Source organism: Vibrio sp. 2130-1, from assembly GCF_033339515.1.
The window spans coordinates 32,318-56,355 of record NZ_JAWOUT010000019.1 but is presented as its reverse complement, the minus strand read 5'-3'; the positions used below and the strand labels follow the sequence as shown (position 1 = coordinate 56,355).

The following is a 24,038-nucleotide window of genomic DNA, read 5'->3' as shown; positions in this document are numbered from 1 at the left end:
GGTTAACGCTTAAGAGCGTGTCCACTCTTTTCAGCTTGGAACAGAGCGAGGTAATGGGCAAAAAAGCGCTGCATTTGTTGTTGGTTGTTTTGTTCTCCAAGTTGCCCGAGCAAATGTGCAGCGACTTCAAACGTACACAAATTACCTTGTTGTTGGTTGCGTCGCAGCTGATATTGTGAGTCCGCCGACGCAGACAATCCCATAGTAGGGATACCTTCTAACCAACGGCTCTTATTGATCATCTTGCGCGCCTCTTGCCAGGTGGCATCTAAAATAATAAACAGCGGAGTTTTGGTTTGTTGCTGGCTTTGGAGTACCACATGTTCGAGTGTGATACTTTCTTCACAGGGGAAGAGCAACACCGGATACCGCGACGGATCAGCTAATAGAGTGAGCAATTCTGCTGGTGGCTGTTTGCGATCCCAGATTACTCGCTCAATGCTGAGTTGGCACTGCTCTAGTAGCTGGCCGGTATTAGTATCACGCTTCAGTTCATTCGGATGCATTAACAGCAGGATGTTGTGCTCACTGTTAAGTTTCGGTATTAGCGAGCACATACAATTGAATTGAAAACCGCAGGTTGGACACGGTTGTGACATTACAGACGAACTCCTTCTCGCACCGGGCTTATCCCATCAGAGAACAGACGCACGCCACTGACTTGGTTCGGCGTTGCCGTTGGCGCCATGCTTGGGTTGAGTGGGTAGCTAACCCCAGTGTATTGCATCACGTGTTGAGCCGCTTTAGCTCCGCCACCGCTGACATTAAAAATCAGATCTCGCCAACCATGAGAGGTTTGTTGGCCGAGCATAATCGGGCTTTGCACTAGTGTAATGCGGCTATTAAATCGCCATTCCTTTTCGTGATGTTCAAATATCAGCAATGTACAGCCTCCGGAACCACACCAATCCAACTGTACCAATAGTTCTTCGTTACCATCGCTGTTGAGGTCGTAAGTTAGCCAACGGTATTGGTTATTGTTGGGGGTGGTTTGATGGATAAAGAAGTAGTTGCGCACCGCGGCATCTACTTTTGAATCAAACTCTGCACTAGAAGGGAAGTCAGCACTACCGATGGGGTTGTTGGTGCGTTTTTCGGCTGGTTGCATGATGCCTTCATCACGAACGGTGGCAGGATAAAGGACTAAACCACCATCGGCGATTGGGTATACTAAGTTACCGACTTTTTCTTTGGTCGCTTTGAGCTGATTGCCTTCTCGAGTAAACAGTCGCTCTGACATTAGCCTTTGCTGTTGATGATGCGTCATGACAACTTGAACCTGAGACGGACTTAACTGTTGCCAGTAACCACGCTCGATTAATGGTGCTTGTCCATTGGCGTAACGGTATTTTGTTGTGGCGCTATGGTCTGGGTTTAAGGTCATTTGTACTTCAAAACCTTGTGATTGAGTTGAGGTCGCGACATAGGTATTAGCCCAGCCAAGCGTTGCATCGACGTTTGCAGCCATACCACAACCTTGATACGTCTCGCCATCATGTTTTAGTGTTGCTTTCCAGCCATACAAAGAATCGCTCATTGTGTCTGAGCAGAGGTTTTCTGTTAAGCGAAGCTCACCATCTTGTAGTTGATAAGTGCGCTGGCGAGGTTGAAGCTGACTGCTTTTAATCGCTAATTTTGTGGTTTGTTTGCCGATTTGCTGGAATGTTAGTCCATTAGCCTCAAAGCTTGCCGACCAAGAAGGCTCATTACCAAACACGCGAGTTGGTTTGTTTGGTTGCTGACAACGGTTTGGATTTTCCGTTGTGAGGAAGTTCACTTGTTCCACGACAAAGTTAGCATCGAAATCAGCAGAAAACCCATCGATGCCCGGTGGGTTGAGGTGGCCGATAACCTCGCCATACATAGTCTGGTAAGGCTCGTTATTTAACTGAATTGCTCGTTGCATTTGCTGTGGTGACAGTTGCAACCAATATTGCTTGTCGCTGCCACAAGGCATGATGTATTGGCTCTCGTGACCGACGATCACTTTTCCGCGCAGCATAAAAGTTTGAGGTTGAATGGTTTCAGGCTTATCTAAGGTTGCTGGTGGAGAGGTTAGGTCAGCGGCACCAGATTGTGGCGACTGTGAACTACATGCTTGCAGAACCAGCAGGGTGGCAAGCGCCACTGGGTTTTTCAAAGCCTTCATGTTATATCTTCCTCATTATTGTTACTCAATCGGCATCGGATGGCATTATGGCATATTGGTTATTTAAAACTGAACCAGATACCTTTTCTATTGACACGCTTCGAACCCAAAAGGTTTCATGTTGGGAGGGAGTTCGTAATTATCAGGCGCGCAATATGATGCGTGACCAAGTGAAGGTGGGCGATTTAGTCCTGATTTACCACTCTTCTTGTAAACATGTTGGCGTGGCAGGTATTGCTAAAGTTGTGAGAGAAGCCTATCCCGATCATTTCCAATTCGATCCCGAAAGCGATTATTACGATCCAAAGTCAGACCCAGACAACCCGCGTTGGATTATGGTGGATGTAGAGTTTGTACGTAAAACGGCGCGAGTGATTCCGTTGTCGGTGATGAAAGCGATGCCAGAACTTGAGAACATGCCGTTGGTGAAACGTGGAAATCGCTTGTCGATTATGCCCGTGACAGAAGAAGAATGGGACGCGATTCTTGGCAAAGAGAAGCTGCCAAGTCAGCGATAAAAGAAAAGGGCTGCGAATGTGCAGCCCTTCATTATTTGGAGTATTGAAGCTTACAGCAAGTGTTCTTGTAGGTAGTGTGCAACCGCATCTTCTGCATTGCTGCCAATTACTTCATTATTTGGTAGAGCTTTCATCACTTTTTCGTGTGATGTACCCATAACTAGCCCTTTACCTGCCATCGACAGCATTTCTACGTCATTCATGCCATCACCAAATGCTACGCAGTTTTCTAACGTGAGGTCGAGTTTTTTCGCTACCGCTTCAAGAGCATGACCTTTAGACACGCCAGCGCTCATTACTTCCAAACACCAAGGCGTTGAAAATGCGATGTTCAGCTTATCACCAAACTGCTCACGTAGTTTGTTTTCAAATACGACCAAACGTTCGTGGTCTTCTCCTGGATGCGTGAAGAAAACTTTCGCAATACCGTCAGTTGGGGCGTGGTCTTCATCAAATAAGACGTAAGTGAATTCATCGTGGAAGTCACGTAACGTTTCATCATCCTTGTTCATCAACCAGCTATCATTTTGATACATGTGAATAAGTATTTCTTGATCATGTTTGATCGTGTCGATCACGCCTTGTACCAGTTCCGCAGGGACATTCTCGCTGTACATTAGCTGATCTTCCTGGTCATGTACTCGGGCACCATTCGACGTGATCATATAAGCTGGAATGCCAACTTGGCGACGGATGCTCGCAACGTCTACGTGGTGACGGCCGGTTGCAAAGACAAAGGTATAACCCTTTTCATGCAGCGCTTTTAGCGTCTCTTTTGAGTAAGCACTGAGCTGATGGTTTGGTGCGAGTAACGTGCCATCCAGATCAGAGGCAACGATTTTGGTGATCTCTTTGCAAGGTAGCGATGTGCTCATGAAGTCCTCGTAAACGGTTTGGATAGTGTGGAACAGGTGAATTGCAAACGGAGTACAGCAGACTGACTAGATCGTACTGCTCCGAATGCGGGGGAACTTGGGCCCGTAGCACTATGCGGTTAAACACTGTGTCAAAGTAGCCAAGTTCAAGCAGTGTACGCCAAAATGAGGATGAAAAAGAGGGTAAATCGGTGTGTAAACATTTCCTCTTTAATCTTAGTCGTGAAATGGTCGCCTAGAGTTCTTATTGTGCTTGTTCGTTTGATGGCGATTTAGGGTCATTCATAAAGCGGAAAATCGCATCGAGCGCTTGATTACGATACTTGTCGGTCTCGAATAAGATTTCATGCTGTGCGCCTTCGATGGAAAGCAGCTCCGCGTGCGGGTTGGTTTTCCGCAATTTATCAATAAAACGCTTTTGCGCGAGGTTGCTAACAATCCGATCGTTTCCGGCTTGGATTAGGATTACTGGTATTTTGACTTGGCGAGTTAATAAAAAGCACTGCTTAGCGGCCATGAGCCCTTGCCAAACCCAGCGAGTGCTTGGCCCACCGACTTGCAGTTCCGGTTTTTCCGTATATAGGTTTCGGAACCATTGGTAGCGGCCGTAACTTTGGCTAAGTGGGTTATCTTCAAAGGGCTTAGGGAAGTAGGCCTGATGTCCTGGTGCATAGCGTGGCAAAGTCGATACCGCTGACATAATTTGTGTGACCGGAATCGCTATTGGTGATAGGTACCATGGCAGGTTAATGCCAAACATGGGCGCACTTAGAATCAAACCAGTAAAAGGGTGTTCTGGGTGAGTTTGCAGGTAACGTGTGGCGATCGCGCCACCCATAGAGTGCGCGATGATGAAGCATTGTTGATATTCGCTAAGGTCGTGTTTTTTTACGACGATGTCCATATCATCAATATAATCAGTAAAGTCATAGACGTGACCCATATCTGAGTCAGATAACAAACGATCTGATAAACCTTGACCGCGGTGGTCAAAGGAATAGACATCGAAACCTTGGCGGTAGAGATCGTAAAACAGCTCTTGGTATTTCCAGGAAGACTCAATGCGTCCATTTACGATGAGCACGGCTTTTTTATGCTCTGGGTTGGTTAGCTTGCACCAGTAAATGTTCTTTTTCTCAGTCCCTTTAACAAAGCCCTCTTGGCGAGTTTGCCAAAGTGCTGCGATCGGACCACCAATTGCTTGCTCAAATAATGTCTCTTGAGTATAAGTCAAAGGTGAATGGTTAGTCGCCATTAGTTGATTACCTGAAGATACGTTGTTTACGCGATGTATCATCGAAGAATTAGTGAGGAAATGCAATGGATACCCATGTCTGGTTAGCTTATGTAGTAACAGCAATCGTTTTTAGTTTGGCTCCGGGCTCTGGCACGGTGAACTCAATCAGTAATGGTTTGAGTTACGGTACCCGTAAATCACTGGGTGCCATTATTGGCTTACAAATTGGTTTAGTTATCCACATCGCGCTGGTGGGGGCGGGTATTGGTGCGCTTGTCGCGCAGTCAGCAACCGCATTTTCTGTCATTAAATGGGTTGGTGCCGCTTATCTGGTTTGGTTGGGGATTCAGAAATGGCGCGATACATCAAGCTTAGTCGCAGCTGAAAACCACAACGAGATGTCAGGCACGGCGCTGTTGTACAAGGCAGTGTTAATTAACCTCACCAACCCTAAATCGATTGTTTTTCTGGTGGCGTTGTTCCCGCAGTTTATTGACCCGGCAAAAGACCAAATCACGCAACTGTTGGTGCTTGGCGTCACTACGGTCGTGATTGATGCGTGTGTAATGTTGGGTTACACGAGCTTGGCAGCACAAATGGGACGCTTTATTCGCTCCGATAAAATCATGGGAAAAATAAACAAAGTATTCGGTTCAATGTTCATGGGTTGTGGTGCATTATTAGCAGCTGCAAAGTCATAAGCCATTTATAGGTCCTTCTTTAGCATGAATACAACGTATGTCGCTCGCCAGCCGATCTTTAACCGAAAAAGACAGACGCTGGGTTATGAATTGTTGTTTCGAGACGGGGAGAGTAACGCATACCCTTCACATATTGATTCAAATCGAGCGACATACCGACTGATTGTCGAAAACTTCCTATCGCTGGGTACTAACCCAGTGATTGCCTCTTCTAGATGCTTTATTAACTTTCCTCATCAAAGCTTGGTGCGACGTTTGCCGCGCAGTTTGCCGAAAAACAAAATTGTCATCGAAGTGTTGGAAACGTGCCAACCTACGGATGAGCTTCTTGATGCGATTCGTGAGTTTTATCGAGAAGGTTACTTGATCGCTTTGGATGACTTCACCCTAACACCAGAATGGCGCCGTTTTTTGCCATATGTGCATATTGTGAAGCTCGACATTATGGCGATGGGGCTTGAAAAGGCCTGTGAACTGGTCAAAACACACCTTGCCAAACGCGTCAAATACCACTTTTTAGCAGAACGTGTTGAAACCGCAGAAGAGTTTGAGCAAGCGAAAGCGGCTGGCTTTAAATTTTTCCAAGGTTATTTTTTTAGCAAGCCACTCGTCTCGCAGACTAAATACGTCAGTCCTGAGCAAGTGTTGGCATTGCAACTGTTTCGTGAAGTTTGTGCTCCTGAGCCTGACTTTACTCGTATCGAGTCCATCATTACGCAAGATGTCGCGCTTTCGTATAAATTATTGCGTTTTGTAAATACGCAAGCGCCGAATTTGGCTGTCGAAATCAGCTCTTTTCGTCAGGCATTGATTTATCTTGGCCAGGATAACCTTAAGCAGTTTGTCTCTTTGGTTGTGGCATCGTATATCTCCAGTAACAAGCCTCGAGAGCTGTATCACCTTTCATTGCAACGAGCTCAATTTTGCCAATTGATGTCGCGCTATCAGCCATTCTCTCTTCTCAACGAACAAGGTTTCATGGTTGGTTTGCTGTCGATTCTAGATGCGTTGCTGGATCTTTCGGTGGAATCTTTAGTTAGGCAGTTACCGCTTAGTCATTCAGTACAACAAGCGCTATTACATCGCAAAGGGGTTTATGGCGCACTTATTTCCCTTGAAGAGTGCTACGAGCGTGCCGATTGGTCAGGGGTTGAAAAAATCACGATGCAATTGGGGTTGCCTTTAGAGGAAGTGAAGCTCTCCTTAGGTGAAGCGGTTCGCTGGAGTCAAAGCATCGCGACTGCATAATTTCTGGTCTTATCTTTTATCTCTTTGAATCTCTCTCTTTACAATCAAGCTGTTCGTTAGATGTGAAACTTTTATGACGATGGACGGTTTCCTCTTGACGATATACCTTAATTAAATAAATATATGCGCATATCCATATATAGGTATGTTCATTATGCTTCCACATCAGTTTTTTAAGCTGTTATCCGATGAAACACGCGTACGTTGTTTAATGCTCGTGGCCCGTGAAGGTGAAACTTGCGTTGGCGATTTGGCGTTTGCTCTACAAGAGAGCCAGCCGAAAGTTTCTCGTCATCTTGCTCAGTTACGATCCAGTGGCATCTTGGTGGATAAACGCCAAGGGCAATGGGTGTATTACGAGTTATCACAGCAATTACCAGGTTGGATGCGAAAGTTAATTGAAGACTTAGTGGCATCAAACTGTTTGAAGCAGGAATACCAAGACGACATCACACGCTTACACGATAAAAGTCGTGAGGCTTGCTGTTAACAGCGAATAGAGATTCAAGGTAGAAGATTAGAGGGTAAAACTATGACAATTAAAGTAGGAATTAATGGCTTTGGCCGAATTGGTCGCTTAGCGCTGCGAGCGGCATTTGATTGGCCAGAATTGGAGTTTGTGTTAATCAACGATGTCGCAGGTGATGCAGCTACGCTTGGTCACTTATTAGAATTCGATTCAGTGCAAGGTCGTTGGCATCATGGAGTTCAGGTCGAAGGCAGTGAGCTCGTCATCAACGGCAAGCGTGTTGCCACGACTCAACAACGCGATATCGATGCGGTGAACTGGTCTGATTGTGATGTTGTGATTGAAGCGACAGGCGTACATCGCAAAACATCATTCCTAAACAAATACCTAGAGCAAGGCGTGAAACGTGTCGTGGTAAGCGCACCTGTGAAAGAAGAAGGTATTGCGAACATTGTGGTGGGCGTGAACGACCATATTTTCGACCCTGAAAAACATCGTATCGTGACAGCAGCTTCATGTACGACTAACTGTATCGCACCTGTGGTTAAAGTCATTCATGAGAAATTGGGTATCGAACAATCTTCTTTTACGACCATTCACGACCTGACGAATACGCAAACTATTTTGGATGCGCCACACAAAGATCTACGCCGTGCAAGAGCATGCGGCATGAGCCTTATCCCAACCACTACGGGTAGCGCGAAGGCGATTGTCGAAATTTTCCCAGAATTAAAAGACAAAATTAATGGTCATGCGGTTCGCGTACCTCTAGCAAACGCATCGTTAACAGACATCATTTTTGATGTGAAGCGTGATACCACGGCAGAAGAAGTGAATGCACTGTTAAAAGAAGCATCTGAAGGTGATTTGAAAGGCATCCTTGGCTTCGAAGAGCGTCCTTTAGTTTCTATCGATTATAAAGGCGACCAACGTTCAACCATCGTTGATGCGCAATCAACCATGGTTGTGGGTTCTCGTATGGTTAAGATTTACGCTTGGTACGATAACGAAATGGGTTATGCAACGCGCACAGCAGAGCTGGTTCGTAACGTTGGTTTGGCTTAAAAGGGGGTCACAATGTCTCATCCTACATGGCAATTAGATTTGGACTCCGGTGCTTTAATCTTAACACCGTGCCCAGGAACGAAAGGTGTCGATTTGCATGCGTCGTTAGAACAGTTGAAAGAGCAGGGTGTTCAAGCGGTCGTTACTGCACTAGATGATAGTGAATTAGCTGCGAAGAATGTCTCTGCATTGGGTGAAGCCACTCAGCAACTGGGAATGAAATGGTTCCAGATCGAGATTGAAGACGACTGCGCACCAAATGAAGAATTTGCGACGAAGTGGCAACAAGCCAGTCCGGAACTGCACGCGATTCTTGCTCAAGGTGGCAAAGTTGCGATGCATTGCATGGGTGGTTCGGGGCGCACAGGTTTGTTCGCTGCTCACCTACTCCTAGAAAAGGAATGGCAGTTAGAAGATATCGTGCGAGAAGTACAGGCATTGCGCCCTGGTGCATTTACAAAACCTGTGCAAGTTGAGTACATCGAACGCGTGGCTCAAGACGCTTGATCAGCTTAAATAGCTTTTGGTTCATTATGATCCAAAAGCTAAATTCGAGCTTCTTCAGGATACGACTGTTTACAAAAAAAGCCATTAATATTAACTAATACATTGTTTTTAAGGTGTATTTTGCTTTCTATTGATGTTGGGGCATTTTTTGAAAATCACAGCAACATTGTATTGGTCAATGTTGCTGTACAGGTTAGGAAGTATTTAGAACATGATGATCTAAATGCTTCTATCGCTGTACATATGAGGTCAATATGATTTCTCAATTAAGCAAAAGTATTCGTCAGTACATGTTAGTGACGTTTAACTATTGGAACTTTACGGTGACCGATGGCGCACTGCGTATGCTGGTGGTGCTCTATTTTCATGACTTAGGTTATTCCACGTTAGCTATTGCCTCACTGTTTCTTTTCTATGAATTTTTTGGTGTGGTGACAAACCTGGTTGGTGGTTGGTTGGGCGCAAGGTTAGGCCTAAATAAAACCATGAACATTGGTTTAGCGATGCAAGTGTTTGCGTTGCTGATGCTCGCAGTACCAAATGCATGGCTGACCATTCCTTGGGTGATGGCAGCGCAAGCTCTGTCGGGGATTGCCAAAGATCTGAACAAAATGAGTGCTAAGAGCGCGATTAAAACGCTAGTACCAGACGAACAGCAAGGTGCGCTCTACAAATGGGTAGCGATTTTGACTGGCTCGAAGAATGCACTCAAAGGAGCGGGCTTTTTTGTTGGTGGCTTGCTGCTGTCTTGGGTGGGTTTTCAAAACTCGATGTTTATTATGGCGGGTGTACTTACATTAGTGTTTGTTTGCAGCATGATCTGGCTAGAAGCGGACATGGGTAAAGCAAAGAGTAAACCTAAGTTTCGCCAAATATTCTCCAAGTCTGAATCGATAAACATTTTATCCGCAGCACGCATGTTCTTGTTTGGTGCTCGTGATGTGTGGTTTGTCGTTGCTCTGCCTATTTATCTTGGTAGCGTGTTTGGCTGGGATCACTTGTGGGTTGGTAGCTTTCTCGCAGCGTGGGTCATTGCTTATGGGTTTGTGCAAGGCTTTGCGCCGCGTATTACTGGCAAAGCGCAAGGTCGTGTGCCTGATGGTAGTGCAGCATTGGTGTGGGCAGGAATCCTAGCGTTAATTACGGCTGGTATTGCTTATGGTGTGCAAATCGGTTGGCAGCCTGAACTGGTGATTGTGGTAGGTTTGATGATTTTTGGCGCTGTGTTTGCCATTAACTCTTCGCTGCACTCGTACTTGATAGTGAGCTACGCTAAAGGCGATGGCGTCTCGTTGGATGTCGGTTTTTACTACATGGCCAATGCGATGGGACGTTTGATTGGCACGGTATTATCGGGTTGGATCTACCAAGAGGCTGGTCTTGCAGCGTGCTTATGGGTTTCTTTTGCTTTCTTGGCACTGACGACGCTGATTTCAATTAAGTTGCCAAAAGCTAATGTTGCTACTGCGTAACTACCCCCAGTATCGCTATCTGTAGATGGTATAAATGGCTCCAAATCGGAGCCATTTTTGTTTCTTATGCGCCGTTTGCTGTAATCAGATTGTTTCGGTTTGGCATCGAGAGTGAATACTGATGCTTGGTTTTTGGTTCTCGTTAAGTGATTAGAGTGGTGATGAAATCCCCGTTGTAGGTCATTGTTGAGTTAAAAATAAGCAAAAACAGATTGTTAACTATTTCACTGGTTGAGATTTACCCTATGCTATAAACGATAAGCGACTCAAAGTAGGGAAAGGTATGAGAGAAAGGGTTCTGTTTTTTGATTTATTGCGCTGCTTCGCAGCGGTAGCAGTGATCGCCATTCACGTCTTGGCACCGTATCGAAATGAGTTAGGAGTGATTCCATTTGACCAATGGCTGACAGCGGTAGGCGTGAATAGCGTAACCCGCTGGGCAGTGCCAGTTTTTATTTTGATCACCGGAGCGCTAATGCTCAGTGACACTCGACCATTTGACGGTAAGTATTATATCAAAAGGCGTTTGGGCAAAGTTTTAGTTCCATTTCTTATTTGGTCGATGTTTTATGCATACCTTTCAGGTTGGACTTCTCAAGGCTTTGATTTTGAAACCGTAAAAGAGGTATTAAGCAATAGCCCATTCCACGCAACGTATTACCATCTCGGCTTTTTCTATTACTTTATACCACTGTATTTTGTGATTCCGCTGTTTCAATGGATGGTACGCAACGTGGATGACAACGTCTTGTATACCTATCTCGCATTTTGGCTTTTCACCAGCACTCTGTTCTTGTTCAAGATTGATGGCCCTTGGAGTAATCAGATGTGGCTTTATATGGGTTACCTTCCACTGGGGTATGTTTTATTTCAAAAGGTACCTTTGAATCGCTCTATGGTGACCTTATTTGTTGGGCTAGGACTCGTGGCGTTGGCAGTGACTTTTACTATGGTTGTGACAAATAGCTTAGAGGCGGAGAAGTATACGGTTGGGCGCTGGCTCTCTTATAAAACACTGAATGTGATTCTAGCGGCTTCGATGATTTTTATGATCGGGCGTTACTTTGGTGAAGGCTTATCAACAAAAGTACAAAAAGTGGTAAGTGTGATCAGTCAGCACAGCTTGGGGATTTACTTACTTCACCCTATTTTCTTATGGCCGATGAAAGAGTTCGGTTGGTACACAGGACATCCTGCGTGGGTGATTCCAGTCTGGATCGTTCTAAGTGGAGCTGGAGCCTTGGCGATGAGCTATCTCTTTTCTCGTTCTGCCAAGACCCGTTGGTTACTGCCTTAACGTTTGATAGCGAAGTGAAGGAACTTGTTGCCGCGATAGGTCAGTGTTCCCTTATCTCCAGGGTTGAGTGCATGGTAGTAATGCACTCCAATTTGGAATTCACGCTTTGGACCGATAGAACCACGTTGAACGTAAATCCAATACTCTTGATCGTCTTGACCTGGTGGTGCGTTTGGGATGTCTATCGCTTGTTTATCTAGAACCGTTACCTGCGCGCTTTGCTCTGGAGCGTCTTCGCCCACATAGTGCTTACTATAAAAACGGAAAAACACCCACGCGCCCAAGGCAATAAGGGCGAATAGGGCGACAATAAGTGAGATTGGCATATTAACCTCCAATGTTTTATCGGGTCCCATTCTACAGAACTCGCTGACGAAACGATGAGTTGAGGTAACTTATTCATAATCTAATGAAAGGGATATGGAGATTATTCGGCGCACTTCACGATTTATCTTAATGATGCACGATGAAATCGTCGCTTCATCTGCAAGCGAAGTCACTAAAGCTGAACGAAGCGGCTTTCACTTGTTAGGCTATATGAGCTCAAGGGCACAAATTGAAAGTAAAATTGCACTTAACGGCTCGAAAAAGCTCTAAATTTATAGAAGAATAAAAATAATGAACATAGGAAGGGTCTGGTAAGGAGGGTTACGATGTCAGATATTGAAAAAGTAGTCATGCGTACCCGAACGATCGAAAAACTTTTGCGTACTCAGTACCATGCAGAAGGGAAAGGGTTGCACCAACTTATTAATAGTTGTGAAGAACGTTTACCGCATGACGTGATAGCAAAGCTTCGATTCATCGCAACCGTGCGTAACAAAGTGGTGCACGAAGACGATTACAAGCTGGATGATCGTAAAGGCTTTATGGCGGCATGTGATGCTTGTGAAAAAGAGCTGACACCAAGAAGCTCTCGCTTTATTTGGCGTACAGCAATTTTGCTAATGACGTTGATTACGCTGGCCGCTCTTGGTTTCTACTATATGCACTGGGATATTTTGTCTAAGCACATTCAGTAGAGCTATACAGATAAATAAAAAAGGACGCATTTGCGTCCTTTTTTATTTTAAATCATTGGGTTAGTACATCATTGGCAGTGTCATTAAACCCACAACCACTGCAATCATAACCAGCCCTTGTTTTTGAGAAGATGAAATCATAACACTACCCCTTAATCTTTGATGAACTCGATGAATTTAATATAGCACTGTTTTTGGGGTTTGATCAACATATGCTAGTTAATCTTTTCAAAAACCACACTTAACTTGTCTGGTTTTACGTGATTCTGACTAATGAAACTATGTTTTTTGTGCTGTATTTAAAGTGTTCACATTGTTTTATTTCTATTCTTTTTTGTTTTAAGTGTATGATTTTATAATACTAAATGGTTTGTGATGTTGGCTTTGTAATTGTTTTTTGTTTCGAATGGTATGTTGGGTGTTTATTTTGTCTGTATTTCTCAAAAATTGAGAAAATTAAAAAATGTGCTATGAGGTTGCATCGTCAAATCGAAAGCATGGAGTGAGATTTTCTTACCTTATGAGAAAATATGGGCTTCAAAAGTGTTTAGTGATTTTATGGTTTATGAAGTCCGCACTTTTATCTGTTATTGAAATTATGGTTTTATTTATCATTGACTTACTTTTCTTGTCTGATGTTTTTTTTACTGAATTAAGGTCGGTTTTCTTAGTTTTTACCCCTAGTCATCAGTAGTTTATCCTCTCTTAGGGCGCTACCAAGACTATTTTCTATTTTGTGTCTGTTATTTATTCTTGTTGCCTGCATTACATACATCCTGGTGGTTTAATCGTCAGTTTGTGAAATGGCGGCTTACCTGGAGCACTTATCTGTTTTTCAGTTAAATAGTTTTAGAAAGCGTTGGTTATTGTGTCGTGTGATTTGATGGGTTCGGCTGATGAGCAAAGCTTGGCCCCAATGTTTAGTGGCATCATTCTGGCTCATCGGCTTTATTATTACGTAGGCTGAGGGTTACAAAATGTTTCGAATCGCTAGCGAGATCCAACTTTCGTAGATTGTGTCTTTACATCAAAACTGGTCTACCTAGACTAGCGGCGAGTTTAAGTAAAAGGTGTATACTGCATGTGGAGTTGGCTGGCGATAGGGCTATCAGGTGTGTATTCCGTGTTGGGAGCAAAGCAAGCTAACCCGACACAATCCCTCGTGTTTAAAATCTTTACTCTGCTACTTCTTCTTGTGTTGGTGTTAACTCAAGGTGCATCCGCAACATATACCTACTGGATTGCGGGTGGGCTTATTGTGTCTATGGTGGCAGATACGCTGCACTCGTTTAAAACTCGTAAGCTAATCTATTTTACGGCTTATCTGGTTGCCCAGGTATGCTACAGCAAGTCATTTTGGGTGCAGCTTAATGGTGAGATTGTCTGGTGGCTGTTGGCCCTGCTGCTTGCAGCGAGTATCGTGGCGTTCTTTTTGTTGCTGCCTCAACTCGACTCTCTGGTATTCCCTGTTGTGATCATGGGGATGATGCTGGTTCAACTTGCTTGGGCAGCCGGTGAAGTTTGGTTACAAGTGCCGAGTTACGCCAATGCTATCGGCTTTAGCGGAACCTTAGTTCTGATCTATTCGGCGCTGGCATACGCGATACACGGTTATCGAAAACCGATGAAACACGCCTATTTGTGGGTGAGTGGTAGTTACTTTTTTGCTCATGCCCTCATTGTTGCCTCAATCATTTACTAATTTAAGTCAAAGCAGCTCTTGAGGATTTCAGTAAACTGAACGCATTGTTCTTGATAACTGGAGTCAATAATGAGTGAAATCCATGCTCACGAGCTGCTAAACCTACTTAGAGAAACACCAATGGATCGCGAAGCCCTCACACAGCACTTTGGCGCTAGCGTTCGCTTTCACACCTGTAAACTGAATGATCTAGACTTAGATGCATTACTAGCATTTTTGCTCAAGCGCGACAAAATTCGTGAGCTTGAAGGTAAGTTTGTGGTCAATATGGCGCGAGTTTGCAATCACTAAACGGCGGCTAAGATCGAGGGTGAATATGGTGTTTTCGCCCTCAGTCATATACTCATGTTGTCAGTTTGCTATACACTGGCCGCCATTTTTTAGGTGAGGCCAGAATATGGACATTCTTTCTGCAGCGACCATGCTGTTTCTAATCATGGACCCCCTCGGTAACTTGCCGATTGTGTTGTCTATTCTCAAACATATCGATCCCAAGCGTCGTCGTAAGGTATTGATTCGTGAACTACTGTTTGCCTTACTGATCTTGATGCTGTTTCTGTTTGCAGGACAAAGCATCTTAAGTTTTTTGCATGTCCAGCCAGAAACGCTCAGCATTTCAGGTGGCATTATTCTCTTCATTATTGCGATTAAGATGATTTTCCCGAGTGCTGGCAGCATCACTGGACTGGCAGCAGGCGAGGAGCCCTTTATTGTTCCGATGGCCATTCCTATGATCGCGGGCCCTTCAGTGATTGCAGCCTTGCTTTTACTGTCTTCGCAACATCCAGAGAAAATGTTGGAAATGTCAGCATCAGTCGTAATTGCGTGGGGCGCAACATTTTTTATACTGATGTTTTATGGCTTCTTTAATCGCTTGTTGGGTGAACGTGGCTTGAAGGCGGTAGAACGCTTAATGGGCTTGTTACTGGTGATGATCTCCACTCAAATGTTCTTGGATGGTGTAAAAAGTTACATTGGGTGACGAACAAAACGCAGAAAAAAAGCCGCTCACAAGAGCGGCTTTTTCGTATCTGAGCGATTACATCATGTGTTTACGACGAATATCGAGTAGGGCAAAAATACCAAAAATCAGGATTGAATATTTTTCCCAACTGCTCATTTTTATTTTGTCGCCAAATGCACCAATGAAGATGGCCATTTGTAAACCGTGCATGATGAACAAAAAAGCGGTCATGATGTAAAGCGCAATCGCGGCATTGCCGGGAAAGGGCATAAAAATATTTAGGATTAATACTAACCAAACAAAGGCGATAGCCGCTTTGGCCAGCATAATTAGTGCTTTCATTTAAGTATCCTTTTAAATCGAGGCGTTATGCGGAGGTACGTTCGTACAGACGATAGCTCACTTGGCCTGCTGTTTTTTCTCGATGTAATTGCCAGTTTTCTGGTAAGTCGGCAATATTGAGTTCTTTTTCTGTTTCAATATAAATCATCGCATCTTCCGCGAGCCAGCCATTTTGTTCTAGCAGAGCCACGGTCTCATCCAATAGACCTTTGCGAAACGGTGGGTCAATAAACACCACATGATGAGCAGAACCCGGTTGCTTCAAAAAACTCAGTGCGTCGGTATTTACCACTTGGATGTTGTTCGCGTTAAGAGAGGCAATATTCTTTTGTAACTGTTGGAAAGCTTGTGGGTTTAGCTCAACCATGGTCACTTGCTCTGCTTGGCGCGAAGCTGACTCAAATCCCAAGCCGCCAGAGCCAGCAAACAAGTCGAGACATTTTGCCTGTGGTACATCTTGAGCTAACCAGTTAAACAGCGTTTCTTTGACGCGATCGGTCGTGGGGCGTAAGCCTTCAGCATCGTGTACAGGAAGTTTTCTGCCTCTCCATAAGCCACTAATAATGCGAACAAAGCCCGTTGTTGGCTTTTTTTGTGATGAGTTTTGCTGGCGACGTCTTACCATAGATTTTTTGACCGCTAATAAAGTGATACTATATCTAATCGCCCAAGCAATGAGCTTGGAGTTTGGATACAGCCCAGAATATTCAAGATGACAGAGTGTAACACTAATAAGATTAGAATTACCTAATCGGAAAGTTTTCAGAACTTTGTCATTAGCCTTTTTTAGACAGATAATAATCTTGTCAAAAAAGAGTCATTAATAGATAAAAGAACAATCTAGGATAGCCCCAGATGACGGAAAAAAAGAAGCGCGGATTACTTTCGTGGCTAGGTTTTGGTGACGAAGAACAAAGCCCAAAACCAAAAACTGAAGAAACAGTAAAAGAAGAAGCAGTGGAAGCGCCTTCTGAAGAGCAGCAAACCGAAGCGGTTGCTGAGCAAGCGGAAGCAACGCCAGAACTTGAAGAAGAAGAGAAACAATCAGAGGCTGCCCCAGCAGAAGCAGAAGCAGAAGCAGAAGCAGAAGCAGAAGCAGAAGCAGAAGCAGAAGCAGAGGAGCCAGAAGTCGTATCGGCCGCGCCTCGTATTCAAGAACAAGAAAAGCCAACAGAAAGCTTTTTTGCTCGTCTGAAACGCAGCCTAAGCCGAACAAAAGCAAATATTGGTGCTGGCTTCTTCGGTCTGTTCAGCGGTAAGAAAATCGATGAGGACTTATTTGAAGAGCTAGAAGAGCAACTGCTTATTGCTGATGTGGGCATGAATACCACAACAAAAATTATCAACAACCTGACAGAAAAAGCCACACGTGGCGATCTGAAAGACGGCGAAGCCCTTTATGGTTTGTTGAAAGAAGAAATGGCTGAGATTCTTTCTAAAGTCGAACAGCCACTAGAAATCGATAGCAACAAAACGCCTTACGTCATCTTGATGGTGGGTGTAAATGGCGTGGGTAAAACCACGACCATCGGTAAGCTAGCGAAGCAGTTCCAAACTCAAGGCAAAAAAGTGATGCTTGCAGCGGGCGATACTTTCCGTGCCGCAGCGGTTGAGCAGCTACAAGTGTGGGGTGAACGTAATAATGTTCCTGTGATTGCTCAACATACTGGCGCAGACAGTGCCTCTGTTATCTATGATGCGATTGAAGCGGCAAAAGCACGTGGTGTGGATGTGGTGATTGCTGATACAGCAGGTCGTCTACAGAACAAAGCGAACTTAATGGAAGAGCTGCGTAAGATTGTACGTGTGATGAAGAAAATTGATGACTCTGCACCACATGAGATCATGCTAACGCTTGATGCAGGTACAGGACAAAATGCCATTAGCCAAGCGAAACTTTTCAGTGATGTTGCCCCTCTAACCGGGATTACTTTGACTAAGCTGGATGGTACAGCCAAGGGCGGCGTAATTTTCGCTATTGCTGATCAGTTCGGTATTCCAATTCGTTACATTGGTGTGGGTGAAGGTATCGAAGACTTGCGTCCATTTGAAACTCAAGAGTTTATTGACGCACTGTTTAGTCGTGAAGAATAAAAAGAGTTAGAGGAAATCAACGGTGATCAAATTTCAGCAAGTAAGCAAAGCTTACCGAGGTGGTCGACAAGCACTGCAAAAAGTCGATTTTCACCTGAGGCGCGGTGAAATGGCGTTTTTAGGCGGACATTCCGGGGCTGGTAAAAGTACCTTGCTGAAATTGATCTGCGCGATAGAGCGACCAACCGATGGCAAAATCCATTTTAATGGCCACGACATTACGCGTATTCCAGGCAAAGACATCCCTTTTTTGCGCCGCAATATTGGGATTGTTTTTCAAGATCATCGCCTATTGATGGATCGCAGTGTGTACGACAATGTCGCTCTGCCAATGCGTATCGAATCGATTTCTGAAAACGAAATCAAACGCCGTGTTTCTGCGGCGTTAGATAAAACAGGCTTACTCGATAAAGCTCGTTGTCTACCTAGTCAACTTTCTGGTGGTGAGCAACAGCGCGTCGGTATTGCCCGTGCTGTGGTTAATCGACCAACGTTGCTGGTGGCTGATGAGCCGACGGGTAACCTTGACCCAGAATTATCCAACCGTGTGTTGCGTCTATTCGAAGAATTTAACCGTGCGGGCGTGACAATCTTACTTGCCACGCACGATGTGGGGTTAGTAAACACTCGCCCACAGTATCGTCATTTTGAATTGAACCAAGGCTTCCTAAGTGAGGTAGAAGACTATGGCAGGTAACAAGCACTCCCAAAAGAAGGGGAAAGGCCGCAGTGCCAAGCGTGCGAATACCGATGGTTTTTTCTCTGTCCATGCAAAACAAGCTAAATCCTCTTTTAGCGCCTTATGGCAACGACCACTAGGCAACATTCTGACCCTAGCGGTCATCTCCATGGCACTTGCCATGCCAGCTTGTTTGTATCTATTGGGGAAAAACGTTGCGGGGGCAGCGGAAGATGTCGCTTCTCCTTCACAAGTTAGTGCTTACTTAGTTGAAGGCATGCCGGATGCGCGAGTGATGGTTCTCAAAGATCAAATTGAAACTTGGCCTTTGGTAAAAGAGGTAGAATATATTTCACCGCAACAAGGTCTATCTGATTTAAGCCAATATGCAGGGTTCGACCAAGCTATCAGTCTTTTAAGTGGCTATGCGCTACCTGGTGTGTTGGTGATTACGCCAGATTCGGAGCTAAAAAGTGATATTCAGTCATTAGCCAAAGACGTTCGAGAGCAACAAGATGTGACCGACGTGAGACTTGACGAAGACTGGCTGGCGCGTCTTGATGCCATCAAAACTCTCGCGAGTATTATTGTCATTACCCTGACAGTACTGATGCTCGGTGCGGTATTTTTAATCGTTGGCAATACATTGCGATTTAATGTGCTGGCGAATAAAGAAGAGATTCAAACCATGAAACTGATCGGTGCGACGGACAGTTTTATTCTGCGCCCTTACTTGTACACAGGCATGTGGTTTGGCGTGTTAGGTGCCACTATTGCGTGGTTGGTAACGGCTTTAGTGACCATTGTCATGAATAGTGCGGTGGAAGACCTTGCTGCGTTGTACGATAGCCAGTTCCGCCTGATTGGTCTAAGTTGGGATGAATCTTTGTTATTAATCATCATTGGGAGTCTTTTGGGATGTATTGCGGCGCGTTTTTCTGCGCAACGACATTTAAAAGAAATTGAACCAGTTTAAGTGATGGCGGTCTTATTACTTGGATTTTATTAGCACTAGCTAATTTTGAACCCTTGCTTAGACCAAATGTTTATGGATAATTGCTTCCCCTTCTTGAAACTTGTTCATTTTGAGTTCAAGATATCGAAGCTAAATTGCAATGTAATGCTCCAGATCAGAGATTGATGAGGAATTGAATGACAAAAGAAGCGTATCCGATGGCTCTAGTCACGCAAGATAGCCTTGATAGCTATATTCGCTCAGTAAACAGCTACCCAATGCTGACTGCAGACGAAGAGCGTGAGCTGGCAGAACGATTACACTATAAAGGTGAGATTGAGGCTGCAAAAGGTCTAATTCTTTCGCACCTACGATTCGTTGTTCACGTTGCTCGTGGTTACTCTGGCTACGGTTTGCCGATGGCGGATCTTGTGCAAGAGGGTAACATCGGTCTAATGAAAGCCGTTAAGCGTTTTAACCCAGAAGTAGGGGTTCGCTTGGTTTCTTTTGCTGTCCACTGGATCAAAGCAGAGATCCACGAATACGTGCTACGTAACTGGCGTATCGTGAAAATTGCGACCACTAAAGCGCAACGTAAATTGTTCTTCAACCTGCGTAAGTCGAAAAAGCGCTTGGGTTGGTTTAACAACGGTGAAGTGGAAACCGTTGCGCGCGAGTTAGGTGTTGAGCCTTCTGAAGTTCGCGAGATGGAATCACGCTTAGCGGCGGTGGATTCAACCTTTGATATGCCAACTGATGAAGACGACAGTTCAAACGCTTACACAGCGCCGATGCTATACCTAGAAGACAAATCGTCTGATGTGGCCGACAACATTGAAGCCGCCAACTGGGAAATGCACACCAACAATCGCTTGGGTCATGCATTAGCGAGTTTGGATGAGCGTAGTCAGCGCATCGTGCGTTCTCGTTGGTTAGATGATGAGAAAGCAACATTGCAAGACTTAGCTGATGAGTTCGGTGTTTCTGCCGAGCGTATTCGCCAGCTAGAAAAAAATGCAATGAAGAAACTAAAATTGGCCGTGGGTGAATTTTAATTTCCACTGCTAATTGAAAGTAAGATTTTCATAGAAAGCCGAGATCATGTGATCTCGGCTTTTTTATTGTCGATCGAAAATCGATAGCGTTTGCGATCCGGATTTTATGTGCTACCTGTGTATAACTCTGTGAAGTAATTATTTATCAACTGTTCGAAACCCGGACAAAGTAAGGGATTCAAGCACTTTTCCATCTGGGGATAGTTATAGATATACACACAGTTAGATCAGGATCATCACTACATATTGTGGATCAAAAGATCCAAATACACTTTATCAACGCAATTCACAGCTTTATCCACAAATGGTTGGAATGTGTACACTTTTGAAAACCCTGATTATCCATGTGTCTAAGTTTGCCGTTGGATAGGTTACAATAGCGGCAGTATACCCAAGCAACTTCAAATATGGATTTTATGCTGTACCACGGGTGCTGATTAGTACGTTAGGTTCGAGGTTGCTTGGGTATATTAATAAGACAATGAGAAAGTAAATGGATCAGTTTAAGCATATCGATGTACAAGGTGCGCAAGCGCTGCTCGAGCAGGGTGATGCGAAGCTTGTAGATATCCGTGACCCTCAATCGTTTGCCGTTGCGCATGCGGAGTCCGCGTATCATTTAACTAACGATACGATCGTTGCGTTTATGGATGAAGTGGAGTTCGAACAACCTATTCTAGTGATGTGTTACCACGGCATTAGTAGCCAAGGTGCAGCGCAATATTTGGTTAACCAAGGCTTTGAACAGGTGTACAGTGTAGATGGTGGCTTTGAAGCCTGGCATCGAGCAGAACTACCGATAGTGAGAAGTTAATGAAGAGATTGGTAACGTTAAATAATCCACGTATGGCGCAAGCCTTTATTGATTATATGGCCTCTCGCCAAATTGACATCGAAATGATGCCAGAAGGAGATGGGCAGTTTGCGCTGTGGCTGACTGATAGCCAGCATGAAATAGAAGCGGAAGCCGAACTTAAGCAGTTCCTTGCTAATCCGTCTGATTCAAAATACAGCGCCGCCTCGTGGGACGTTGCCGATACTCGTAAGAGCACATTTCATTATTCCAGCCCGAGTATCATAAGCATGGTCAAAGCGAAAGCTGGCCCCATGACTTTGCTGATCATGACAGTCTGTATCATCATCTACTTGTTACAAATGTTTGGCTTTGGCAATGGCGTGCTTAAGTTGTTGCACTTCCCGGCTTTTGAGGGGCAACAATGGCAAGTGTGGCGATGGCTAAGTCATGCGTTACTGCACTTTTCAGTAACTCACATCGTGTTTAACTTACTATGGTGGTGGCAGTTGGGTGGCGACATCGAACGTCGTCTCGGTTCCGGTAAGCTATTGCAACTCTTTGTGGTGTCGGCAGCGCTTTCAGGGGCAGGCCAGTTCTATGTTGAAGGGGCTAACTTCGGCGGCTTGTCTGGCGTGGTCTATGCACTGCTTGGTTATTTGTGGATACTGGGTTACCGCTTGCCACATTTAGGCCTTACGCTACCCAAGCCAATCATCGTCTTTATGTTGGTATGGTTAGTTCTTGGTTTTGTGCAGCCATTTATGGCGATTGCAAACACCGCTCACTTAGTTGGGCTACTGTCGGGGATGGCGATTGCGCTGTTTGATTCAGGCAAGATGAAATACCAACAGCAAGCCTAAAGCAGATGAAATGAAAAGACCGCTCAAGAGCGGTCTTTTTTATGTTCAAAACGGATTTGGGTTTATTGATAAAGGTATTTTGTAAACAACAAATCGGCAATGATGGTTTTACCTGTTTCAGGCAAAAGCGTTTCGTTGAGGGTCGTCACTAAAGTTTTGCGCAGATCTTCTCGGCCAGAAAGGGACTTAATCGTATCTTCTGTTTGCTTACCCAATAATTCAATCACTGCATCGCGAATCAAAGGTTGGTGATGCTCAACAACTGATAAATCTTGTTGACTCATTACCATGATGTCGATGCGCACTTGCACATAACCTAACTTTTTGCCTTTGGTGTAAAAGTTAGTAGTGAGATCAGGCTCTAGGGTAAAGTATGCCAACTTAGGTCCAGCTTCTTCCGTTTCAGCCCAACTTGGTGCGGCGAATAGTATGGTTAACGCAAAAATAATTTGGGCTATATAACGTTTGTACATATTTCTAACTTTTCTTTCTCTGGATCGCGATATTCGAATCGCTTCAGTCTTGATACAATGGGCCGTCTATAACAAATAACGGAACTTACGGTTACATACATTACTATGGACGGTAAGTTGTTGCTTTATTGTACGCATAAAGCCTCCAATTGAATACTAGTATGAATCAGCCAACATCACTCTATCTTGCTTCTTTATTGGAAGTAGAGTGGCAAAACCCCGACGAATTCGAATTTCCAAATGAATTTGCCAAGCACTGGCTTGAAGAGCAAGGGTCTTTGTCACGTCGTTTAAAGCAACACTGCCAAGCATTAACGGTAGAATTGCTACAAAATCAGATCGTCACTGCGGCGACGTTAAAACAGGACGAAAGCCAGTTATTGTCCGAACAAGATTGCTTACTGCGAGAGGTAATTTTGTGTGGTGACAATGATAACTGGGTTATCGGACGGACATTAATTCCTCGCTCAACCTTAGTTGATCAGCAGTATGATTTGGCTCAACAAGGGGATATCCCACTAGGACTAACTGTGTTTAGCGCAGACAACGTTGAGCGAGACTCTTTGCAAATGGGATGGGTAGCCGTACCAGAAGGACGTTTGTTAGCGCGACGCTCAAGGTTGTGGATGAATCACAAACCGATGCTAGTCGCCGAGTTATTCTTATCTAATTCACCAGTTTACGCTAAGGAGACAGTGTAAATGTCCGCAGAAAAAGCCAAAGCATATTGGCAACTGATGCGCATGGATCGCCCGATCGGTTCACTGTTACTGATGTGGCCAACTATTTGGGCGCTAATTATCTCAGCCCAAGGGATGCCGAGTTGGGATGTATTTATCGTGTTTGTATTGGGTGTATTCCTAATGCGTAGTGCGGGGTGCGTGATTAATGATTTTGCAGATCGCAAAGTCGACGGCCATGTAAAGCGTACTAAGCAACGTCCACTGCCATCAGGGAAAGTGACAGCAAAAGAAGCGATTGGATTATTTTTGGTTTTGGGTATCAGCTCGTTTTTGTTAGTGCTGACCATGAACCCGCTGACGATTCAGCTATCCTTCGCTGGTATTGTGTTGGCGTTCATCTATCCATTTATGAAGCGTTACACTCATATTCCACAGCTATTTTTAGGCTTGGCTTTTAGCTGGGCGATTCCAATGGCTTGGGCTGCACAAACTGGGGAATTACCATTGATTGTTTGGTTTTTGTTCCTCATTAACGCTTTGTGGACCATTGCGTACGACACTCAATATGCGATGGTAGACCGAGATGATGATCTAAAGATTGGCATTAAATCGACGGCAATTCTGTTTGGTCGTCATGACAAGCTTATTATTGGTGTGTTGCAACTGATTACACTCGCGATGTTGGTTTGGTTAGGGCAGTTCTATCAATTGGGACAAAGTTACTACTGGACCCTTTTGATTGCAGCGTCGTTGTTTGTTTATCAGCAGCACTTAATTCGTCACCGTGAGCGTGAGTTGTGCTTTAAGGCTTTCCTTAACAACAATTATGTTGGCATGGTGATAGCGATAGGGTTACTGGTCGCATTTTGGTAAGC

Annotated in this window: 28 protein-coding genes; 20 read left to right on the top strand and 8 right to left on the bottom strand. The window is 44.6% G+C overall.

Translation table 11 applies throughout. The features are described 5' to 3' along the window. Nucleotides 1-2: 2 nt before the first annotated feature. Both R7Q09_RS21320 and R7Q09_RS21315 read right to left on the bottom strand, forming a co-directional pair. Complete coding sequence (locus R7Q09_RS21320; protein WP_213964550.1) at nucleotides 3-599, bottom strand: tRNA-uridine aminocarboxypropyltransferase; 597 nt, start codon at nucleotides 597-599, stop codon at nucleotides 3-5. Further along, nucleotides 599-2,149 (bottom strand): hypothetical protein, encoded by a 1,551-nt coding sequence (locus R7Q09_RS21315; RefSeq protein WP_318071173.1) that lies wholly within the window; start codon nucleotides 2,147-2,149, stop codon nucleotides 599-601. Before R7Q09_RS21315 ends, R7Q09_RS21320 begins: the two co-directional genes overlap by 1 nt. A 47-nt stretch (nucleotides 2,150-2,196) precedes the next feature. Between R7Q09_RS21315 and R7Q09_RS21310 the strand changes: the two genes are divergently transcribed. Then, nucleotides 2,197-2,667 carry an EVE domain-containing protein gene (locus R7Q09_RS21310; RefSeq protein WP_005378735.1) on the top strand — a complete coding sequence of 157 codons (471 nt, stop codon included), beginning with the start codon at nucleotides 2,197-2,199 and terminating at the stop codon, nucleotides 2,665-2,667. Between the two features lie 50 nt (nucleotides 2,668-2,717). On the opposite strand, the gene R7Q09_RS21305 is transcribed toward R7Q09_RS21310, so the two are convergent. Then, nucleotides 2,718-3,542 carry a Cof-type HAD-IIB family hydrolase gene (locus R7Q09_RS21305; protein ID WP_017636084.1) on the bottom strand — a complete coding sequence of 275 codons (825 nt, stop codon included), beginning with the start codon at nucleotides 3,540-3,542 and terminating at the stop codon, nucleotides 2,718-2,720. Nucleotides 3,543-3,786: 244 nt separating this feature from the next. Beyond that, nucleotides 3,787-4,797, bottom strand: a complete 1,011-nt coding sequence (locus tag R7Q09_RS21300; RefSeq protein WP_005378733.1) for an alpha/beta fold hydrolase — start codon at nucleotides 4,795-4,797, stop codon at nucleotides 3,787-3,789. A gap of 65 nt (nucleotides 4,798-4,862) precedes the next feature. On the opposite strand from R7Q09_RS21300, the gene rhtB reads away from it, so the two are divergent. The 7 genes from rhtB to R7Q09_RS21265 all read left to right on the top strand — a co-directional run bounded on the left by rhtB (nucleotide 4,863) and on the right by R7Q09_RS21265 (nucleotide 11,538). Continuing rightward, complete coding sequence (gene rhtB / locus R7Q09_RS21295; RefSeq protein ID WP_005378732.1) at nucleotides 4,863-5,480, top strand: homoserine/homoserine lactone efflux protein; 618 nt, start codon at nucleotides 4,863-4,865, stop codon at nucleotides 5,478-5,480. A gap of 24 nt (nucleotides 5,481-5,504) precedes the next feature. After that, nucleotides 5,505-6,728 (top strand): EAL and HDOD domain-containing protein, encoded by a 1,224-nt coding sequence (locus tag R7Q09_RS21290; protein ID WP_239932634.1) that lies wholly within the window; start codon nucleotides 5,505-5,507, stop codon nucleotides 6,726-6,728. A gap of 154 nt (nucleotides 6,729-6,882) precedes the next feature. Beyond that, nucleotides 6,883-7,218: a metalloregulator ArsR/SmtB family transcription factor gene (locus tag R7Q09_RS21285; protein WP_005378730.1), complete on the top strand. Its 336-nt coding sequence runs from the start codon at nucleotides 6,883-6,885 to the stop codon at nucleotides 7,216-7,218. 42 nt (nucleotides 7,219-7,260) lie between these two features. Beyond that, nucleotides 7,261-8,262 carry an ArsJ-associated glyceraldehyde-3-phosphate dehydrogenase gene (locus R7Q09_RS21280; protein WP_005383630.1) on the top strand — a complete coding sequence of 334 codons (1,002 nt, stop codon included), beginning with the start codon at nucleotides 7,261-7,263 and terminating at the stop codon, nucleotides 8,260-8,262. A 12-nt stretch (nucleotides 8,263-8,274) separates the two neighbouring features. After that, entirely contained in the window at nucleotides 8,275-8,769 is a 495-nt protein-coding gene (locus R7Q09_RS21275) for a cyclin-dependent kinase inhibitor 3 family protein (RefSeq protein WP_005383629.1), read from the top strand. A 254-nt stretch (nucleotides 8,770-9,023) separates the two neighbouring features. After that, entirely contained in the window at nucleotides 9,024-10,241 is a 1,218-nt protein-coding gene (gene arsJ, locus R7Q09_RS21270) for an organoarsenical effux MFS transporter ArsJ (protein WP_005378722.1), read from the top strand. A gap of 283 nt (nucleotides 10,242-10,524) precedes the next feature. Next, complete coding sequence (locus tag R7Q09_RS21265) at nucleotides 10,525-11,538, top strand: acyltransferase (protein WP_213967236.1); 1,014 nt, start codon at nucleotides 10,525-10,527, stop codon at nucleotides 11,536-11,538. On the opposite strand, the gene R7Q09_RS21260 is transcribed toward R7Q09_RS21265, so the two are convergent. Then, nucleotides 11,535-11,864 carry a DUF2500 domain-containing protein gene (locus R7Q09_RS21260; RefSeq protein WP_005389668.1) on the bottom strand — a complete coding sequence of 110 codons (330 nt, stop codon included), beginning with the start codon at nucleotides 11,862-11,864 and terminating at the stop codon, nucleotides 11,535-11,537. The two genes, R7Q09_RS21265 and R7Q09_RS21260, sit on opposite strands and share 4 nt — an antisense overlap. A gap of 327 nt (nucleotides 11,865-12,191) precedes the next feature. Between R7Q09_RS21260 and R7Q09_RS21255 the strand changes: the two genes are divergently transcribed. The 4 genes from R7Q09_RS21255 to R7Q09_RS21240 all read left to right on the top strand — a co-directional run bounded on the left by R7Q09_RS21255 (nucleotide 12,192) and on the right by R7Q09_RS21240 (nucleotide 15,244). Beyond that, entirely contained in the window at nucleotides 12,192-12,560 is a 369-nt protein-coding gene (locus tag R7Q09_RS21255) for a hypothetical protein (protein WP_005378717.1), read from the top strand. A 1,081-nt stretch (nucleotides 12,561-13,641) separates the two neighbouring features. Then, entirely contained in the window at nucleotides 13,642-14,262 is a 621-nt protein-coding gene (locus tag R7Q09_RS21250; protein WP_005389670.1) for a lysoplasmalogenase, read from the top strand. 69 nt (nucleotides 14,263-14,331) lie between these two features. Then, complete coding sequence (locus tag R7Q09_RS21245) at nucleotides 14,332-14,553, top strand: YecH family metal-binding protein (RefSeq protein WP_005378711.1); 222 nt, start codon at nucleotides 14,332-14,334, stop codon at nucleotides 14,551-14,553. A gap of 106 nt (nucleotides 14,554-14,659) precedes the next feature. Continuing rightward, nucleotides 14,660-15,244 carry a YhgN family NAAT transporter gene (locus tag R7Q09_RS21240; protein WP_005389671.1) on the top strand — a complete coding sequence of 195 codons (585 nt, stop codon included), beginning with the start codon at nucleotides 14,660-14,662 and terminating at the stop codon, nucleotides 15,242-15,244. A 57-nt stretch (nucleotides 15,245-15,301) separates the two neighbouring features. Here R7Q09_RS21240 and R7Q09_RS21235 read toward each other — a convergent pair whose 3' ends face one another. Further along, nucleotides 15,302-15,568, bottom strand: coding sequence for a DUF1145 domain-containing protein (locus R7Q09_RS21235; RefSeq protein ID WP_005378704.1), 267 nt, complete (start codon nucleotides 15,566-15,568; stop codon nucleotides 15,302-15,304). A gap of 25 nt (nucleotides 15,569-15,593) precedes the next feature. Next, entirely contained in the window at nucleotides 15,594-16,193 is a 600-nt protein-coding gene (rsmD, locus tag R7Q09_RS21230) for a 16S rRNA (guanine(966)-N(2))-methyltransferase RsmD (RefSeq protein WP_213877895.1), read from the bottom strand. 230 nt (nucleotides 16,194-16,423) lie between these two features. Here rsmD and ftsY point away from each other — a divergent pair, with 230 nt between their 5' ends. From ftsY to glpG, 6 genes are all read left to right on the top strand, one after another. Beyond that, a complete protein-coding gene (ftsY, locus tag R7Q09_RS21225) occupies nucleotides 16,424-17,662 on the top strand; it encodes a signal recognition particle-docking protein FtsY (protein WP_262643799.1) in 1,239 nt (412 codons plus the stop codon). 22 nt (nucleotides 17,663-17,684) lie between these two features. Continuing rightward, nucleotides 17,685-18,359: a cell division ATP-binding protein FtsE gene (ftsE, locus tag R7Q09_RS21220; protein ID WP_005378697.1), complete on the top strand. Its 675-nt coding sequence runs from the start codon at nucleotides 17,685-17,687 to the stop codon at nucleotides 18,357-18,359. Next, nucleotides 18,349-19,317, top strand: a complete 969-nt coding sequence (gene ftsX / locus R7Q09_RS21215; RefSeq protein WP_005378695.1) for a permease-like cell division protein FtsX — start codon at nucleotides 18,349-18,351, stop codon at nucleotides 19,315-19,317. The genes ftsE and ftsX overlap by 11 nt, the downstream gene beginning before the upstream one ends. A gap of 176 nt (nucleotides 19,318-19,493) precedes the next feature. Then, a complete protein-coding gene (rpoH, locus tag R7Q09_RS21210) occupies nucleotides 19,494-20,351 on the top strand; it encodes an RNA polymerase sigma factor RpoH (RefSeq protein WP_005378693.1) in 858 nt (285 codons plus the stop codon). 493 nt (nucleotides 20,352-20,844) lie between these two features. Then, the gene (glpE, locus tag R7Q09_RS21205) at nucleotides 20,845-21,165 is read left to right on the top strand and encodes a thiosulfate sulfurtransferase GlpE (RefSeq protein ID WP_005378691.1); all 321 of its coding nucleotides are present in this window, start codon (nucleotides 20,845-20,847) and stop codon (nucleotides 21,163-21,165) included. Then, complete coding sequence (glpG, locus tag R7Q09_RS21200; protein ID WP_318071177.1) at nucleotides 21,165-22,007, top strand: rhomboid family intramembrane serine protease GlpG; 843 nt, start codon at nucleotides 21,165-21,167, stop codon at nucleotides 22,005-22,007. Before glpE ends, glpG begins: the two co-directional genes overlap by 1 nt. A 62-nt stretch (nucleotides 22,008-22,069) precedes the next feature. Here the strand turns inward: glpG and R7Q09_RS21195 are convergent, their stop codons facing one another. Continuing rightward, entirely contained in the window at nucleotides 22,070-22,480 is a 411-nt protein-coding gene (locus R7Q09_RS21195; RefSeq protein WP_005378687.1) for a flagellar basal body-associated protein FliL, read from the bottom strand. Between the two features lie 161 nt (nucleotides 22,481-22,641). On the opposite strand from R7Q09_RS21195, the gene R7Q09_RS21190 reads away from it, so the two are divergent. Beyond that, nucleotides 22,642-23,181: a chorismate lyase gene (locus tag R7Q09_RS21190; RefSeq protein ID WP_080955994.1), complete on the top strand. Its 540-nt coding sequence runs from the start codon at nucleotides 22,642-22,644 to the stop codon at nucleotides 23,179-23,181. Beyond that, on the top strand, nucleotides 23,182-24,036 hold the full coding sequence (gene ubiA, locus R7Q09_RS21185) for a 4-hydroxybenzoate octaprenyltransferase (protein WP_005378684.1): 855 nt from the start codon (nucleotides 23,182-23,184) through the stop codon (nucleotides 24,034-24,036). The last annotated feature ends 2 nt before the right edge of the window (nucleotides 24,037-24,038 follow it).